Annotated in this window: 11 protein-coding genes; 2 read left to right on the top strand and 9 right to left on the bottom strand. The window is 48.9% G+C overall.

Going from position 1 to position 19,080, the window contains the following annotated elements:
* Positions 1 to 3: 3 nt before the first annotated feature.
* On the bottom strand, positions 4 to 3,066 hold the full coding sequence (locus ACYU8Y_RS12380) for a SusC/RagA family TonB-linked outer membrane protein (protein ID WP_460937561.1): 3,063 nt from the start codon (positions 3,064 to 3,066) through the stop codon (positions 4 to 6).
* 349 nt (positions 3,067 to 3,415) lie between these two features.
* Positions 3,416 to 4,006: an HD domain-containing protein gene (locus ACYU8Y_RS12375; protein ID WP_460937559.1), complete on the bottom strand. Its 591-nt coding sequence runs from the start codon at positions 4,004 to 4,006 to the stop codon at positions 3,416 to 3,418.
* Positions 4,007 to 4,267: 261 nt separating this feature from the next.
* Here ACYU8Y_RS12375 and ACYU8Y_RS12370 point away from each other — a divergent pair, with 261 nt between their 5' ends.
* Positions 4,268 to 4,903 carry a hypothetical protein gene (locus ACYU8Y_RS12370; RefSeq protein WP_460937557.1) on the top strand — a complete coding sequence of 212 codons (636 nt, stop codon included), beginning with the start codon at positions 4,268 to 4,270 and terminating at the stop codon, positions 4,901 to 4,903.
* A 172-nt stretch (positions 4,904 to 5,075) separates the two neighbouring features.
* Positions 5,076 to 5,363 (top strand): hypothetical protein, encoded by a 288-nt coding sequence (locus tag ACYU8Y_RS12365; protein WP_460937555.1) that lies wholly within the window; start codon positions 5,076 to 5,078, stop codon positions 5,361 to 5,363.
* A gap of 172 nt (positions 5,364 to 5,535) precedes the next feature.
* Here ACYU8Y_RS12365 and ACYU8Y_RS12360 read toward each other — a convergent pair whose 3' ends face one another.
* From ACYU8Y_RS12360 to ACYU8Y_RS12330, 7 genes are all read right to left on the bottom strand, one after another.
* Positions 5,536 to 7,902: a M43 family zinc metalloprotease gene (locus tag ACYU8Y_RS12360; RefSeq protein WP_460937553.1), complete on the bottom strand. Its 2,367-nt coding sequence runs from the start codon at positions 7,900 to 7,902 to the stop codon at positions 5,536 to 5,538.
* A gap of 4 nt (positions 7,903 to 7,906) precedes the next feature.
* The gene (locus tag ACYU8Y_RS12355) at positions 7,907 to 8,401 is read right to left on the bottom strand and encodes a hypothetical protein (RefSeq protein ID WP_460937551.1); all 495 of its coding nucleotides are present in this window, start codon (positions 8,399 to 8,401) and stop codon (positions 7,907 to 7,909) included.
* A gap of 21 nt (positions 8,402 to 8,422) precedes the next feature.
* Complete coding sequence (locus ACYU8Y_RS12350; protein WP_460937549.1) at positions 8,423 to 9,253, bottom strand: hypothetical protein; 831 nt, start codon at positions 9,251 to 9,253, stop codon at positions 8,423 to 8,425.
* A 22-nt stretch (positions 9,254 to 9,275) separates the two neighbouring features.
* Positions 9,276 to 10,667 carry a RagB/SusD family nutrient uptake outer membrane protein gene (locus tag ACYU8Y_RS12345; protein WP_460937547.1) on the bottom strand — a complete coding sequence of 464 codons (1,392 nt, stop codon included), beginning with the start codon at positions 10,665 to 10,667 and terminating at the stop codon, positions 9,276 to 9,278.
* Between the two features lie 19 nt (positions 10,668 to 10,686).
* On the bottom strand, positions 10,687 to 13,719 hold the full coding sequence (locus tag ACYU8Y_RS12340) for a SusC/RagA family TonB-linked outer membrane protein (RefSeq protein WP_460937545.1): 3,033 nt from the start codon (positions 13,717 to 13,719) through the stop codon (positions 10,687 to 10,689).
* A gap of 352 nt (positions 13,720 to 14,071) precedes the next feature.
* Positions 14,072 to 15,718 (bottom strand): RagB/SusD family nutrient uptake outer membrane protein, encoded by a 1,647-nt coding sequence (locus ACYU8Y_RS12335; protein WP_460937543.1) that lies wholly within the window; start codon positions 15,716 to 15,718, stop codon positions 14,072 to 14,074.
* A gap of 70 nt (positions 15,719 to 15,788) precedes the next feature.
* Positions 15,789 to 19,043 (bottom strand): SusC/RagA family TonB-linked outer membrane protein, encoded by a 3,255-nt coding sequence (locus ACYU8Y_RS12330; RefSeq protein ID WP_460937542.1) that lies wholly within the window; start codon positions 19,041 to 19,043, stop codon positions 15,789 to 15,791.
* Positions 19,044 to 19,080 lie beyond the last annotated feature (37 nt).

The following is a 19,080-nucleotide window of genomic DNA, read 5'->3' as shown; positions in this document are numbered from 1 at the left end:
CGCTTAGAAGCCAATTTGTAGCCCACCGATGATGGTGCGTGGTTGTGGAGCGGAGTAAAAATCAACGCCAAGGTTAACGGGATTGCCCGCGTAGGCATCCGAGTTAACTTCCGGATCCCAGCCCGTATACTTCGTAAACGTCAGCAGGTTTTGCCCCGTGGCGAAAACCCGGATCCGGCTCAAATGAAGGCGGGTCAGGAGTGCTTTCGGCAAGGTATAGCCCAGCGTAACGGTCCGTAAGCGAAGGTAATCGCCTTTTTGCAGGTATCGGGACGATTCACCGGTGCCATTGCCGCCATACAAACGCGCCTGGGGAACATTGGTTATGTCGCCGGGCTTTTTCCAGCGGTTTAACTGATCGATCGACTGATTGTCAAAGTAATCACCGTTGGCCGACTGGAATTTGCCGCCACCGTTGTAGATATAGTTTCCAGACTGACCACTGAACAGGACACTCAGTTCGATCCCCATGTAACTGAAGGTATTGGTGAGGCCGCCGATAAACTTGGGCGATGGGCTACCCAGCGGCACGTAAGTGGCTTCGTTGTAGCTATTCGTCGTCGAGCGATCCAGCGTACCATCGGCATTGGTCGTGTTCTTGTAATAAAGCGCATCCCCATTCTGCACATCTACACCGGCATATTCGGGGCCGACAAACACACCCAGCGGCTGGCCTTCCTGCGCCCGGTTCAGGAAACTACCGGTAATGGTTGTTCCGCCCAGATCGGTCACTACGTTCTTGTTGTAGGCAATGTTCAGCGAGGTTGTCCATTTGAACGCACCGGTCAGGTTGTTGGAGTTGAAAACGAACTCGAATCCCTTGTTCTCCAGCTTACCTACGTTACGCAGCTGCGTCCGGAAGCCCGACGAACCCGGCACGTTTACGTTGAGCAACAGGCCGCTCGTGTTTTTCTGATAGTAATCGATTTCCCCCGAGAAACGATTGTCCAGGAAACCAAATTCAAGACCAATATCGGTCTGCAACGTTTTTTCCCAGGTCAGATCCGGGTTCGGAATCTGCGAAGGGGCCTGACCCGGTACGCCTGCATAACCAGCTGATGTATTAGCATTGTTCGTAGCAGCATATAACGCCAGCGAACTGTAGTTACCGATTTCGGCATTCCCGGTCAGACCGTAACTGGCCCGCAATTTCAGCAGGCTCAAGGCACGAACATTTTTCAGGAAAGATTCTTCATTCAGAATCCAGCCTGCCGATACCGCCGGGAAGAAACCATACCGGCTGTTGACCCCGAACCGGGACGAACCGTCGATCCGGCCCGAAGCCCCCAATAGATACCGGTTATTGAAGCGGTAATTTACCCGCGCAAAGTACGACAGGAAACTAAATTGACTCTCTTGTCCATCGCCCGCTGTAATTTTGGCAGCCGCCAGGATTTGCTTATAGGCATCACTCGGGAACTGCTGCCCCGTAACGGAATTAAGGTTCAGCCGTGATTCCTGAAACGACATACCGACGGTGGCATCGACGTCGTGTTTTTCGGCAAAGGTCCGGCCAAACGAAAAATAGTTATTGGTCGTGTAGTTGGACACCTGCCGGAAACTGTTCGTTCCCAGACCATTCGGGGCACCCGTGTTTCGTTGGGTTTCCCGTCCATAGTATTCATCTTCCTGTTGGCCTAACAAATCCGTTCCGAATTCAGTACGGAATGACAGACCGGGCAAAAGCTTGTAGTCGGCATAGACATTGCCGATAACCCGGTAAACACGCGCCTGCAAGGCAGCATAATCGCGGTTCAGGAGCGGGTTATAGTACAACGTATAATCACCGCTCAGTTGGTTGGTACGCGGATCAATAACGGGCGTCATAGAGGGCAGAGCCACAATCTGCATAGGTGTCGAAAAGGCGTTATCGTTCGATACGCGGTCGTTGATCGAATGCGACAGGTTGAAGTTCACACCCAGCGTCAACTTATCCGTGGCGGAGTGATCCAGGTTCACCCGGCCGCTCAATCGGCGAAACCGGTTCTTGATAATAATCCCGCTCTGATCGAAATACTGCCCCGAAATGAAAAAGCGGGTTTTGGCATCACCGCCCCGCGCACTCAGGTCATACTGCTGCGAAGGCGCTTTCTGAAAAGCTTCCTTTTGCCAGTCGGTGTTGTATTTTGGATTTTCGCCCTGCCAACCCGTCGGATCGCCAGCGGAATAACGCGTAAACCGGTTGGCCAGTGACGTTGCCGACACAGCATCCGTATTGGCACGTGCCTCCTGCAATAGCTCAACGTATTGTTGGGTATTGAGCCACTGGCGCAGGTGAGTAGGATTGCTGCCCCCCATTTGCGCCGATGCCTCGAAGGTTGTTTTAGCCGCCCGTCCTTTCTTGGTGGTAATCAACACTACTCCATTCGACGCCCGTGCGCCATAAATAGCAGCTGATGAGGCATCTTTCAGGATTTCCATCGACTCAATGTCGTTGGGATTCAAGTCGGCAATGGGGTTGGTTGGTGCCGTTGTCGACGACTGATCGGCCGAAGTCATTGGAATACCATCAATTACATACAGCGGCTGGCTGCTGGCCGTCAGGGACGACGACCCCCGCACCCGGATTTGTAACCCCTGGCCCACTTTCCCGTTGAGCGACGTAATTTGAACCCCCGCTACTTTACCCTGCAACGCCTGCTCGACGCTGGGCACCGGAATGTTTTCAATATCGCGGGAACCCACTTTAGCGATATTGCCCGTCAGGTTGCGCTTCGACTGCGCCCCGTATCCGGTCACGATCACTTCATCGAGGGCACGCGTGTCATTAGCCATGCTTACGTTAATCACCGAACGATTACCGATGGCTACTTCCTGCGTTGTTACCCCAACGAAGCTGTATACCAGTGTGCCAATGTTGGCGGGTAGCGTAATCGAGTAGTTACCGTCAGCGTCTGTTTGTGTGCCTTTAGTCGTTCCTTTGGCAACGACAGATACGCCTGGCAGCGCAGACCCATCTTCTGCCGAACTGACTTTCCCTGTCACTCGGCGCTCCTGCTGGGCATTGACCTGAATGCTTAGCACACTGCACCAGCCGATCAACAGAAGTAGTAAAAGATTTTTCATTTGTTGATAGATTAAATTTATAAAACAACAAAAGTACAAAGCAATATTCTGCATTATCAAGTTTTGCCTCAGAAATCATACAGCGTAACCATAAAATACAATTCATATCAGGCCTCTTTAATTACTTTAATAACCCAACGGTTACATATCGATCTCGTTACGCAAAAACTAAGTGTCCGGCGAAAACACTTTGAGCGTTTTCACCGGACACTTAGTTTTTTGACATTTCCTCAACAAGCAGCGCTATAAACGATTTACAGCGCCACGTTTTATTTTTAGCCAATTGCGATCCGCCGAGCTTTATCAGGCCTGCCCAATCAGAGCGGTACCGGGCCTAATGCGGTCTGCCTTACTTTTTCAGTATCCCTCGCTCAACGCTCTGGTTAATTAAGCCTTCCGCGTAGTTCCAAAGTAGAGTTGACCCCTTGTTGATGGCTTTTTTCTTGTCATATACCGTTTGGTAGTTCACATCGAATTCCACCCAGGTCCCGCCATCATTTGACGTGTTTTGTAACAGTGGCTCAAACCTGTCCATGGCTCGTGCAAATTTTGCTTCATTCGTTACTCCTTCCTCAAACTCCTCCCAGATAGCGATGAATTCAGCCGCTTGCGCCTGCGGCAACAAGCCAAAGACGCGTTTTGCCGCTACTAATTCTTCGTTGGTATTTGTATGATTTTTCTGCGTGTCGTAGATGAATGTATCACCGGCATCAATCTCCACAATATCATGAATCAAAACCATCTTAAGGACTTTCAGTACATCAACCGGAACATCGGAATGTTCTGCTAAAACCAGGGTCATCATGGCTAGATGCCAACTGTGTTCGGCATCATTTTCATGCCTGTCGCTGTTGATCAGCCTGGTTTTACGCTGAATATACTTGAGCTTGTCAATTTCCTTAATAAAGTCTACCTGCTTTAACAGATTGTCCGTTTCCATTTTCATTTATAAGTAAGCTCGTTTGTCTGATACATAAAACTACAGCATTAACGCCACCCGGCCAATGAGGGTGTTTGGCTCGTCGACTGCTCTTCGAAATTTCTGAATACCCAGCTTTGATTATAGATTAATCATAATTCAAATGCACTAATTATATTTACTTTTAATTCAAAATTATATACCTTTTAATGTACATTCTTAAAGGTTCTATCTATAAATCGACCTCTATTTTAGTTTTGTCGGAAAACTAAAAAAACGGTTATGACTAAACAGATACTTAATTACCTGAAAATCAATAAATTGCTTGCCTGGCTCCTATCAATTCCAATAGCAGTCAGCCTTCTATCTTTTACAGGAGATAGACCTGATCTAAAAAAGGCAGATCATGAGTACGTCAAACACAGGAATTACCTTGCCAATAAAAAGCTGACGTCTCCCCATTTTGACAGTGACCCTATCCGGTTTACCCTAAGAGTCGACACGAAACAGGTTTCTTTAGGTGATGAAGTCACATTTATCATCACTGCACACTACGTGAATGTAAGCCCAGCGTTACTCTTTCTTGCTGAAGGATCTAATGCGTTTCGCTTAAAACTGTTGTTACCTGATGGTTTTGTGCAGACAGGCGGTGATTACAGCGATTATATCGGCGCTGAATTATCGTCGGCAAGAACCACGGTAACCTACACCCTGAAAGGCTTCTTTACCAAAGTAGATAGTAAGAGCGAATTTAGATTACTACGGGGTTCTGGTAATGCTGACGAGCCTAACCTGTTTGTAGAAAAAGCGAAACTCGTCATCTCTGTCAATGACCATATTGATCAAGATAAAAATGGACATTTAGCCTCAAATGATTCACCACTCTATTTTACTAGTAATCAGCATTTTACTAAGTAGTTGTAAATCTGAGCCCTTTCAAACTAATTTGGCAAATCACACATTCCAATTCCCAATCACGCAGCATGAGTATATAAGCACTCATAAAGCTTACACTAAGCAGGGAGGAGGAAAATATGTGAATAGTAGTTCATCAGTTCGTATCGAATGGCTTTTTAACCCTTTCGGTAGTATGACCACAGAAGTACCAAATAGTCGTAAGATTTATGGTATAAATATATATCTCAAAAATAAAGCAGGACAAATAGATTCCGTAAAGTCTGCTCTAGAGAAGAAATATAATAAGTCGTTATTACCGATGACTATAACAGCTACCAATGACGAACCACATTACGGCTCTGCTGGTTTCTACTGTCAACTTAGCCCTGATGCTATCTTATGTCTACGTAAAGCAAGTTGTCAGCAAGGTGACTCATGGTGTCATTTTAATAGCCTAAGAATAGCATCGGATATGGTTTAAGCAAAGCTGAACAAGAGCGTTTCGCAGTAACTTATGGCCAAGTTTGGCGAAGCATAGATTAATGGAACAAGACAATTACTCTCTAGCTTCATGGCAACTATAGAATAATTGTTCACTAAAAAATAAAGCTAGGTGAGGCACTAACCAAAGGCGCTTCACCTAGCTTTATTTTTTACTGCTTCACCACTCGTCGTCTAAACACCTGCTCCCCTAGCCTGACCTCCACAAAATACACGCCTGTAGGGGCTGTTTTCAGATCAAGAGGCTGCTGGAAGAGATCGGCTGTTTTCTGGTGATTCTGCCGGATTAGTTCAACTCCGCTCAGGGTACGCACTCCCAGCGTTAAGGAACCCCGCTGCGGACCGTTGAACAACACCATCATTTGACCATCACTCGGATTAGGTGTTACCTGCAAGGCCTGTTCGGCCAGGGGCGTTGTAGCCGTAACGGTTCCCGCCCGGACGTTGATGGTCACTACGGCCGTGGTACTGCACAGGTCCAGCCCCGAGCCCGCTACCGTATACGAGGTCGTTTGTGTTGGCTGGGCAATCACCTGTGGCCCCAGGGTCGTGTTCAGTCCCGCCCCTGACCAGGTGAAGATGCTGGCCCCGCGGGCATTCAGCGTAACGGTTTGCCCCGGATCAATGAAGATAGCAGAAGCCGCAATTTGGACGAATGACTTCTGGCCGACAACAGCCGCAATGTTGTGCGCTACGTTTAATCCCAGGCTATCGGCATACCGTAGCCAGTCGCCTTTCTGGTTCTGACGCCAGGAAGTTGCCGAAAGCGATTCGCCATTTTTCGTTGTCACCAGCGCCACTGTGTCGCCCGTGGCATAGGGCAAGGTAATTCCGATGTGGAAGGGTAAACTGCTGAGCGGCACATTCCGGTCGAACGTGACATTAGTTGGCCGATTGTTGGCAACGTCGTCCAGAATAACCCGGAGAGGGACATCTTTTTGCGTCAGAATAGCGCCCGGCCCATTCTGAAAGCCCCGCCCGTTCCATACCGTCACCGTCACCACCGACTCGGTGGTTGCGCCTTTGGCCGCTTTCGCTACGCCGAATTTCAGAGACGCTCCGGCCAGATTCGAATACCCTAGTTTATTGGCAAAGAACTCCGAAACCGCCTGACTCCGGTGGCTATTTTGGCCAGCTACATAGCCCGTGCCGTTCGCTTCGCGCAACACGGTTGGGGTTCCGTTGAAATTAGTCATCTCATTGCAAAGTCCCGCATTCAGCACTTCGATATACTCCGTCCGAACGACAGGGTCCGATTGGCCAATGGCATTCGTGGTAACCAGCGTCACTTTGAACTTACCCGGCTGCGTATAGGTAACGGTTGGGTTCTGCTCGGTTGAGGTGGTGGGTGTACCGCCTTCAAATGTCCACGACCAGCTTGTCGGGAATCCATCCGACAGATCGTTGAACTTGATTTGTCCACCCAGCAACACCTGCTGATTATCGGCCCGGAAGTTCGACACGGGACGAGTGGCCACCAGCGTACCACATACGTTGGACGACAACAGGCTAAACCGCCGGGGACTCAAGGCCATAACCGCCCGGATGCGATCTTTCTGGTTAAGGGTGAAAATATTCATGCAGGCATCGTTGGAGTAATCCATGTAGTTCTGCACCATGTTTGTGGAACCGCAACTTACCCGGCCCACCGGACAACCACTACTTGCCGATGCCTGCGGAGGTGTATCGGCCACAAAATCGTCGCCACAATTGGCATCGCCCCAGATGTGGCGCAGCCCCAGCCAGTGGCCGGTTTCGTGCGTTAGGGTACGGCCCAGGTTATACGTAGCCCGCATGGAGGGAAAATTGCCTTTATCGGCATTGCCAAAAGAGCGATAATCAACGACAACGCCATCGGTGCTGGCCGGGCTATCGGTGGGGATACCCGCCAGATTCGACTGGCTCGGAAACTGTGCGTATCCCAGCAGTTGACCGCCACCCGCCACGGCATCATTCAGATCCACTACCCAGATGTTGTAGTATTTATCGGGATTCCAGTAGGTGCTGGGTTTCAGGACGCCTTCAATACTATTCTGATTCCAGTTGGCCTGGTTGCCATTATACCGGTCAATGCCCGGCTCGGCCATAGTCTGCCCCTGCGGATTAACCACGGCGGGACAAAATTCAATTTCAATATCGGCCCCAACGGGACTATCGTTAAACCCTCTTGTTCCTGCTTTCCGGCGGTAATCTTCGTTCAGCGTGGCCAACTGGGCCTGCACCTGCGCCCGGCTAATATTACGCCCGGAACCAACCGACTCGCCATTGTGCACAACGTGAACGATAACCGGAATGGTGATAACCGTGGCTAAGCCAGCCCGGCCATTGGCCATCTGCTTTTTAAGTTCGATCATTTTGCGTTGCAACGACCGTTCAAAATCAGCGAGGGTACCCATTTCGGGGTGTTTGGCCCGTAGCAAACTATCCATTTGCATGGTACTACATTGCTGGGGCACCTGGGCGCGAACACCAGCCGTGACCAGGACGAGCAGTAGTAGGCTGAGTAGTAGTCGAAACATACGCCTATTTAGTTGTAGTCGAGTTGAACGTAAACCGGTAACTGGCATTAATATCCGGAAAGTAGTATTCGACTGTTAATACGGTTGAGGTTAAATTCTTAATGGTCCATGGGTATATACCATTCAACAGCGGGATATAAAATGCCAATGTCGCATTGGCATTAACGAGCGTCCAGGTGTCGGTAACGTAAATGTCCGGGTCAGCGGCCTTACACTTGGTTGCACCTTCGCTGGCTTCAAATTTATGTTCCGCATCTGCATAAAAGGTAAGTATATCATCTGTAATACAGGGATCTGCATTAAGCTGAGAAACGGGTATCACCTGCGATGCATTTCCATCATCAATAATCTGTACTGACACCATGCGCCAGGATTTTTTGTCGGTGCCGGTCAGTAGTTGCGAGTACGTAGCGGGCTTGGGTTCTATTTTTTCGGAACAGCCTCCCAGGAGCCATCCGATCACAGCCGGAATGAATAATAAGCGTATAAACTGTCGCATAGTCGAAACTCGTCAAATGCCTTACTGGGGCGTGTAGGTTTGTACGTAATTCAGCGTTGTGTCTTTTGTGGCACTGAGTGCGATCTTGAACTGAAGGTTCAACGTAATTTTACGGTCACGGGGATTCCAGGCACCGGTTCCTTTAATCGTATCCGTTGACCCCAGGTCAGCATTGCTCTGCGTTGGAACAGTGAGCGAGTTGTCGCCATTATCGACAAAGGTCAACGTCGGCTTAATGGCGTCGAACGACAGAAAGGGAATACCCAGATTCCAGTTGCTCACGAGGTAGTTCTTACAGTCGGTGCTGGTAATATTGATGTTCGGAACGGTAGCCGTCTGGGTGCCATATTTTTGCGTACCCGTATAGGCCCCACCCAACAAACAATCATCCTGAATGGTCAGCACCAGCGTTTTTCCGACGATGTTATTTTTCCCGAAGCCAACCTGCAACGTGCTGGGCTGAACACTCGTGAGGGTAAAGGTGAGCGAGGAGGATTCCAGAATGTTGTTGGCGTTGTTGATCAACTGCACCATGATGTTGCCCGTACTTGCTTTGGCGGGTATGACAACCGTTCCTTTTGTGCCAACAAGAGTATAATCTTTGCCTTCGCGGGCGGTGCCGCTAACCACGTAGTTGACCGTGATGGGTTGATCCAGAATGGGACCAACATTATGCACCTGAATGGCAATCGGCTTGCTGTAACTCTCCTTATAGGTTACGGTCGTATCGGTAAAGCGGACGAAATAGGGACCTTCGAACGTACGATCAATGTCGCTGGTCTCGCAGGCCGCTATTACCATGGCAAGCAACATGATCATTCCGACCAGCCCGTATAGTTTATGTTTTCTCATACTTATTAGAACGCTCTGTTTCTTAATACCCTGGATTCTGCTGAAGGGCCGTGTTTTGTTGAATCTCCCGCTGGGGTATGGGCCAGAGTTCGTACCGGCTATTCCAGCTGGGCGAAAACGCCGACATAACGGCCTGAGCCCTACCCGTCCGAACCAGGTCATACCAGCGTTGCCCTTCAAACGCCAGTTCATACACGCGCTCACGCTCGACGGCCAGCAACACATCGGCCTGAGCACCGGCCGTTATCGCTGGTGCTTTCGCCCGGGCCCGAAGCACGTTCAAATCGGCAATGGCCCCCGTTGTACCCGTTAGTTTACCCAGTTGTGCGCGGGCTTCGGCCCGAATCAGGTACATCTCGGCCAATCGCATCAACACAATGTTGTTGTTGCCTTCGGAGGCTGTCCCGTATTTTCGCACTGTCCAGCCATTATCATTACCCCGTTGTTGCTGTGCGTTGAAACTGATGGTCTCATTCCGTGTACCGGCTTCGGTCGAAAGGAGTGAATTGACTAACTGGTTGGACGGAATAACCTCCCGACGGCCTACCAGCAGGTTAGTCAACCCCGGTGATCCTGTAACAGGATCATTGCCCGTTCCGGGATCATCGGTTAAATCATACCCCACTTCCAGGATGGATTCGCTGGTAAAATCTTTCGTGACAACGTCGGAATAATTGGTTTGCAGCACGTACACGTTTGAGTTGATAACAACCGTCGTTAACTCCTCAGCCTTCGCCCAGTTTTTCTGGTACAGATAGTAGCGAGCCAAGGCTGCCTGACAATTTATTTTGTTGAGGTAGGCGGCATTCGTGGTGGCATTGGTCGACGCAGACGTCACAGTTGGCAGATCGGCCAGCGCTGCCTCATAGTCCGCCAAGACAGATGCCAGCATATCAGCTTTCGACGACCGGGCAATGGTGGTATTAGCGGCTTGATCTGTAGAGGTAACCTTAGGAATATCGCCATACGTGTATACCCCGATGAAATTGGCCCAACCCCGCATAAACCGGGCCTCGGCAAGAACTTGTTTGCGGGTGGCTTCGGGCACTGTCGTTAGCGTTGGCAGACGCTCTAAAATAAAGTTAGCCACGTAGATAGTGCGGAATAACCCGCTCCATAAGGCATCAACGGCTCCGTTGGTAGCCGTAATCCGCTTTGTAGCCAGTTCGATTTCATCATTGAAGGTACCATTCGCCTGGATGTAGTCTGCGGTGAAGTCACCGGCGATAATGTTTGGAGCGGCCATACTTCGGAAAGCACTGTACAAACCAATCCGAACCGGCTGTACGTCATTGGGTTCGTTGAGCACTAGCTCATCAACCAGTAACGTCACCGGTTTGGGTTCCAGCACCTCCTGACAGGCCGCCAGACCGATCAGTGTGATCAATAAAGTATATCGTATATAGCGAATCATCGTAAAGCGAAGTAGCGGATTAGAAATTGAGCGTTGCCCCCACCAACAGGTTTTTCACCTGCGGAAACGTAAAGAAATCAATACCCTGTGAAACGGTCGATCCATCGAGCGTACTCACTTCCGGATCCGGGCCCGAGTACCGAGTCCAGGTCAGCAGGTTTGTTGCCGAAACATACAGGCGGGCATTGCTGACTTTGTATTTATTGATCCAGGCCTTCGGGAAGTTATATCCCAGCGATATGTTTTTCAACCGCAGGTACGATCCATCTTCGATAAAGCGGCTACTCGTGTAGTTGTTATACGTATTCTGATACACGTATCGGGGAACACTCGTGATGTCGCCTTCTTTACGCCACCGTTTCAGGGCCTGCCGAGTCTGGTTATTCTGAATATCGGCGCCGGAGTTCAGCAGTGTCTGATTTGAAAAGTTGAGGATGCTGTTTCCATACGAAAATTGAACCAGAGCGCTCAGATCGATTCCTTTCCAGGACACTTTGTTTGTTAACCCACCATACAGTTTAGGCTGCGCATTGCCGATCACCTGGCCATCGTCGGGTGTAATGCGGCCATCTCCGTTTCTATCGTCGTAAATGGCGTCTCCGGTACCTGGATCAACGCCTAGAAATTTCAATCCCCAAAATGTTCCTAAAGGCTGACCCGGCACAACAACATTCGTTCTGGATACGCCATTGCCCGTGTACCCCCGAAAAACCGGCTCAGAACTTGCCAGTTCCACTACTTTATTGCTATTATGCGATAGGTTCAGGTCCGTACTCCAGCGAACAGCCCGGTTTAGATTGACCGTGGAGATGGTCAGTTCCAGGCCTTTGTTCGACACTTTTCCGATGTTTCCCTGCACCGTACTGAAACCGGTGGTTTGTGGAATAGGCTGGGCAAACAAGAGTTTATCCGTCAGGTTGTCATACGCATCCAAAATCACATTGAGCCGTCCGCTGAAGAACGATGCATCCAGCCCTACGTTCGATTCGCGGGTGCGTTCCCACTGCAGATTGGCATTGGCCAGCGCCTGAGGACCAACGCCCGTTGACCCACTGTAGGTAACCGACGACCAGGTACCCAGAAACTGAAAATCACCAATGCGTTCGTTACCCGTAAAGCCGTAACTGGCCCGCAGTTTCAGATCGCTCAGGAACCGAAAACGCTCCATAAACTTCTCACTCGAAAGACGCCAAGCAAACGACGCGGATGGAAATACCCCAAACTGCCGACTCTGTCCAAAGCGTGACGACCCATCGTAACGGGCGGTTATGGTTGCCAGGTATTTCTCATCGTAGCTGTACCGCACTTCGCCAAAAGAGGATAGCAGCCCACTTTTTATCAGATCTGAGCCACCCTGATCGACAATTCCAGCTGAGTTTACGTACGTGAAATCATCACTGGGGAACAACCTACCCGAAACGTTTCCGCTTCGCTGAGTACGCTGCAAGGCCTCAAAGCCTGCCAGTGCATTGAACTGGTGTTTTTCGGCCAGCTGGAAATTGTACGTCAATGTGTTCGTATTGATAAACGTCGATATGGATGTATTGATAAAGACACCGTAACCCTGTCCACCCACACCGGCCAGAAAACCGCCAATGGCCGTTGTCGACGGCTCGAACTGATCTTCGGTTACGTTATTATAATCAATACTGACTTTTGACCGGAAGCGTAGATTCTGCAGGATCTCGTATTCCGCGTATAGCCCGCCGAGAATTTTAACGGTATAGGCATTAAACCGGGGCAACAAGGCCTGAGCCACCGGGTTGAAATTAGGAAATCCCGGATACTCGGCATCGGCGGGACCATACAGACGCCCCTGTTCGTTGTAAGGGGAATAGTAAGGCAAACTTTTTATCGCCCCGGAATAGACGCCATCCAGAAAATTGTCGCCCTTTACGCGCTTGTTCAGCACTCGGGATAACGTCAGGTTCGTTCCAAACGAGAGCTTGTCGGTAGCCTTATGATCTAACTTTAATTGACCCGTGAGCCGGGTGAACTGGTTATTCAACTGAACACCTTCTTCATTGCGGTAACTACCGCTTAGGTAAAATTGGGTACGGTCGTTGCCGCCCTGCGTCGATAATTGATACTGCTGATAAACGCCTTTCCGCAACACGGCATTAATCCAGTCTGTGTTTTGCCCGTTGGTGACGCCTTTAATTAATCCCAACTTATCGGGATCCAGCCCGGCATTGGAGACCGTTTCCCGCTGTAGATCGAGCAATTCCGTGGCGTTCAACAGGTCGGGCCGACGTACTACGTCTGTCAATCCCCGTTGTACATCAGCCGTGAAGGTCGTTTTCTGCGCTTTTCCCCGTTTGGTCGTAACCAGCACCACACCGTTAGCGGCCCTTGACCCGTAAATGGCTTTTGCCGAGGCATCTTTCAATACCTGAATAGACTCAATATCGTTGGGGTTAAATAGCGCAAACGCATTATCCGTCTGGCCACCAAAGTCACGTTCAGATAGAGAACCATCTTCTACCGGAACACCATCGACAATGAACAGGGGGCGGTTGGAAGCCGAGATCGAGGTATTACCCCGCACCCGAACGGTAAGGCCTCCGCCCGGTGTACCCGACGATTGGGTTACCTGCACACCAGCCGCCTGGCCCTGCAACGCCTGATCGAAACTGGTTACGGGAATATCTTTGAATTTATCGGGCGAAATTGACGCGATCGAGCCGGTGATGTCTTTGCGCTGGGTTGTATTGTAGCCCGTAACGACAACCTGCGTCAACTCATTGACGGCTTCCTGCATCTTTACATTGATAACGGTTCGGTTGCCAACGGTTACCTCCTGCGATACTAGTCCAATAGAGGAAAGCAGCAGGATAGCGGTAGGCCCCGGAGCGGTGATGCTATAATTACCATTCGCATCGGTACTAACCCCATTGGTGGTTCCCTTAACGATGATATTGACGCCGGGAATGGGCAGTCCATCCTGCGTCGACGTAACTCTACCCGTTATACGCTGGCCCTGGGCAAGCAAATAGCCCGGCAACATGACCAGCAGTGCTGCCCAGAAAATACCACTATAGAATTTTCTCATGTATACGTTATACTCCAAGTAAAGTCATTTAAAGTTCAAGCACGCTTTTTAACAAAACAATATACTAGAAAGCGTAGCAAGCTACTATTTTTTCAAACGCAAAAATCACCTTAGTCATATAAATATACTGACGGAGCAAGGCCGTTTACTGAGTCGAACAGCCCTCTAAATCCGGAGTCTCCTTCTCGTGGTTTCTACTGACTACCCGCCGATTTCTTCGCCGGTTGATTCAGGGACTTCTGCGTTTTATGATTTATATACGTTCCAGTATACGAAAAAAGGCTCCCCGCTATTGGCAGGGAGCCTTAGTAACTGTATGATCTATGTATTATGTCAACAGTATGCTTTTTTATTACTTCGGATTTTTGACAGGTGCGCTACCCGCAGCAGCCGGGTTATACGCTAACTCGTTATCGGGCACATCCCAATAATCGAGGAAGTTGTATTCGATCGTACCATTTGTACTGACCTTACCAGCTTTATCAACGATAACCGCTCCTTTACGGCCTCCCCCGCTAGCAATAGGGTCAATTACACCCCAACGGCGGGCATCGTAAAAGGCCAGACTGCGAAAGGCTAAGCCTACACGACGTTCCCGGCGTAATTCTTCTTTTGCCTGAGCCAGTGTCAAGCTAGTACCCGCAACGGCGGCCAAACCAGCTCCCTGAGCCGCCCGAACAGCATCAATCGACTTTAAACCATCTTCAATTTTACCGGTGTTAATGAGGGCTTCGGCCTTCATTAACTCGTTTTCTTCGTAGCTACCGGCCAGATATAGTTCGGTACCACCCGGATTCCGGTCGCTTAAAACGATTGCTCCAGGCACTTTTTTACCACCATCAACCAACTGCCAGCGTGTATTGAAGGCTTGCCCCCGGCTACTTTCCCCAATCCAGGGAGAAGCGCGTTGCGTAAAGTTATTCTCTAGGCGCTTGTCGCCCGTTTTGTAATCCTGAATCAGGCGTTCGCTAATTTTATACGTAGCACCACCTGATGGATCACCCGTCGATTTTGCAGCCACTGTACCCGTTAGTGGTGCCAGCATATCTCCACCAGCCGTAGAACGACCAGTAAATACATTATCGGTAGCTGTAATACCATCAGTCGTTAAGGTCAGAAGCTGTCCCCATTGGGCTGCCGTCATCGCCGATGCTTTAGTATTTACCAGCAGATTTCTGGCTTTCAGCGTATTAATATTCCGCTTCCACATCTCTACGGTTGGTACACCGCCTTTCCCAACTTGATTAAAATCAGGAATAATAAGCTTCATAAGAGCGGCATAATCGGCTGATGCACCGATACCTGTCAGTAAGGCCGCAGCTTTATCAAGGTTTGTATTCGCTTCTTCAATAAGTTTCTCCTTGGCTACGTAGTTTCCATTGGTACCATTCGACGCATTATTAATAATACCGGCATAATACATTGAGCCAATATGCGAGTAAGCAAAGCCTTTCCACCAATAAGCCCAGGCTTGAATCGTCGCTTTTTTCGCTTTGGCATCGCCCGTAAACGTGGCCTGCTCCGACAATTCCAGAACCTTATTCATCTGACTATTAAGCGAGTACATGTACCACCATTCATGGAACAGTGGGTTAGCACCCTGATTTGCATTAATATTGATCTGACGGATCAGCGCAATTTGAGTATTAGGCGCATTAGGATTAACTACTTTTGATCCATCATCCAAGATAACATAGTCGGGATTACCGATCTGATTACCAAATTGGTTAGCCGCTTCTTCGCCAACTTCATCAGCCATGAGTGAGTGGACACCCATAGCACCCGACCAGAAGTACCCGGGAATACCGTCGTACAAATCAGCTTTAATCTCACGGAATCCATTCACATAGACACCACCCTGGGCAAGGTTAATAATACCCGACTGGGTATTGGCGCTGGCAACAGTTGGCTGGTTCGGATTTTTCACATCCAACTGCTCTTTACAAGACGTAGCAAAGCTCAGTATCAAGGCTGCTACTAGTATTTGTATTTTTTTCATTGACGAATCCTTGAAGTTTACAGTAATTGATTACCGTTATCTAACTGATAGGCAGTAAACAAAAACGAATTTATAGACCGATGTTTAGGCTTGCCTGGTATGAACGCAGGTTAGGCATCGTATTGTGATCAGTTCCCCGGTCCCAGGCCGAGTTACCAGTACCTGAACTAATTTCAGGGTCGTAGCCCGTGTACTTCGTAGCCGTCCAGAGATTGCGGCCCGAGAAAACCACCTGTGCCCGACGTAGTACCGGTACGTTTACTAGCTTACTCAGGTCGAAGCCAATCTGCACATTACGCAGGCGCAGGAACGAAGCATCTTCATAGAAGTAGTTTTTCGTACCATTGGCAGCACGTTGTGCATAAACACCCCGGTAAAATGCGGTCCAGGCACCGGTTTGACCTTCAATAGTGAAGGGGTTCGCATAGTCGGCATGGATACCATCCCGATACATCCATTCTTTCGTCTGGTTATACACGTGGCTACCGTTAACCCAATCCAGTTGGAACCCAAACGTCAGAAAGTTTTTGAACGTAAAATCGTTGATGAACGACATATTGAATTTTGGGTTCGGATCGCCAAAACTGTACTTATTAGCCGAGAAGAAAGGCTGCTTAGTGGCTTTATTCACAACAAATCCATTACTGGCCAGGGTATAAAGCGATTGTTGAGCCTCTGGGATGTAAAAATTACCACTTGGGTCTCTTGCATCGACTTGATGAACATCAACATAACCATATAGCTGACCAATTTTCTCACCCGCTTTCAATACGTAGTTGGTGCTCCCGGCATTCGACAGAACAACCACTTCAGCATTGTTTTTGACGGCCGTGATTTTCGAGGTTTGCTTACCAAAATTGGTGGTCAGATTCCACGAGAAATCTTTCGTACGAATGATAGTCGCATTCAATGATGCCTGAAAGCCATTTGAGGCCAGTGAGAACGCGTTGTCTTTGACGGCGTTAATACCTGACGATGGAGCGGCATTCACATCGAAAATGGCATTATCGGTCGAGCGGTCCCAGTAAGTAGCAGACAAGCGAATGCTGCTCAGCCAATCGGAACCTTTTAGTGGAGTCAATGCCAGATCGGCACCAACCTCAAGCTCCGATGACACCTCTACATCCAGAGCCGGGTTAGGCTGACTGGCTGGCGTGTAGAACGAACTTGTACTACCCATTGTACGGGTATTCAATACCTGATAGCGGTCGAAAGGCCGTGGCTGAATACCAGCTTTACCAAAGGCTGCTCTCAGCTTAAACTCAGGGAAGATATTCGCAAAGGCGCTGTTTTCCCAGAATTTAAGGGCCGATGGCCGGAAATAGGCATTACCTCGTGGGAATGTAAAGGGCTTGGAACCACTACCAAATGCCGACGAAAAGTCGGTCCGGAAACCGCCCGCAATTCCGGCTAAATCGCCGAAATCAATTTGCTGATTCACTAAATAGCCATACGTAATAAATGGCTCAGAGTAATCACCACCACCGGGTAAGCTAGTGCTTGCCCCCGGAACCCGGTATGTAGTAGCCTGTGCTGCTGTAAAGGGACTGTACGTAGGTAACCCCAATGAATAGGTGTAATATTGACGGAAGTTACGGTTACGGTAATCGAACGAAACCTGAGTAGCCGTAGTAATCGGTACCTTCAGGTTAAAATCCTTCTGAAAATCTGTGTTTATGAAGGCCGATGCCAGGAAGTTCTGATACGTGGTGGTCAGGCTGTTGTTATCAATTTCACCTGACGCATCTGTTGCATAATTGCCCCAGTAGTTGCCGCCATCGTAGAACTGTACGTTCCGGTTATTCTCCTGATTTGGGTAGGTCGTAATAATTTCCTGCCGCGAGTAGTTGATACCATACTTAGCATCTAACATCAGGAACCGGTTGATTTTATAATTCAGATTCAGGTTCTGAATGATGTCAACTTTATTATCCTTATTGTCAGTATAACGCTGCCAGTAGCTCGGATTGTTGTGGTTCACGCCAACGGCATCACCATAGTAGATACCTGGATTGCCATCCGGATCAAGTGCGGAGAAATCAGCAAAAGGCCGAGCGTTGTTCAACGCATAAAGAATGTTCCGGTCATTTGATTTAATCGTACTCTTGGTATAAATCAACTGAGTTGTTGAGCGGAATGTCAATCCTTTTGCCAGTTCGAAACCAAGGTTTGTGCCCAGGTTGCTACGTTGATATCCTCCATTGTTGATGATGTTGCTTTCCTGCTTGTTGTTCGAAGCGGATATAGAAAAATCAAACTTATCGCGACCACCCGACAGCGCGATGCTGTTATTATAGGTATTCGAAGGCCGGAAAAAATACGCGTAATGATCCTGATACTTCAGGTTAGCCGTATAAGGTTTATCGGCTTTATTATTGACATCGAGTGGATTATACTGGACATTGTCACTATATACCAACGTGTTAGAATCAAATGTCAATGGTTTACCGGATGTATTAACAACGTTGTTTTGTGCATCCGTGATAAAGCCATTGAATTGCGATTTAGCCACACCACCTACGTTCAAATACTCATTGCGAATGATGCTTGATGAAATGTCAATATTCAATTTCCCAGATTTCCCTTTTTTGGTAAACACCTGAATGACACCGTTAGCACCCTGAGCACCATAAAGTGTTGCAGCAGCCGCGCCCTGTACCACTTCAACGCGCTCAATGGTATTTGGGTCGATGCTACTCAGCAAACTGGTTGGGTTATTATTAAGATTACCGTTCGTATCGTAAGACGATGCATCGACCTGTACACCGTCGATTAGCAGAATAGGTGCCGTACCCCGGTTGATGGTGTTGATACCCCGCAGTACAATATTCACTGGAGCGCCAGGAGTACCGTTACCGCTTGAGATTTGCGCGCCGGCAATTTTACCGACCAATGCCTGGTCAATCGAAGCTGTCGGCGTTTGAGGTAAGTTTTTAGAGGATACCGATTCAACTGCAATGCCCAACTTTCGTTTGTCGGTAGCAACGCCAACCCCTGTAACGACAATTTCAGACAGCTGACGCGAATCTGACACTAAACTAACATTTACTTCTGACTCGTTTCGTACCTGAATTTCCTGAGTTGTAACGCCCACGAAACTAAAAACCAGCACCGTGTTTTTACCACCTGGCAGCGTGATATCATATACCCCACCAGCATCGGTGGTCGTCCCTTTTGTTGTGCCTTTAACAACAACGGACACCCCTGGGAGGGCCGTTCCGTCTTCAGCTGAGGTAACCTTGCCGACTACTCTCCTTTCCTGCGCCCACGCCGTGGACAATACCGAGTTAACCAACAGGAAACTCAATAATAGAATTCTACTCATAGAAGTTGTTAGTTAGGATGAAATACTTTTCCCTGTC

Source organism: Spirosoma humi (genome assembly GCF_054776575.1).
Note: the sequence above shows the minus strand (reverse complement) of the source record. Positions and strands in the feature narration are given on the sequence as shown.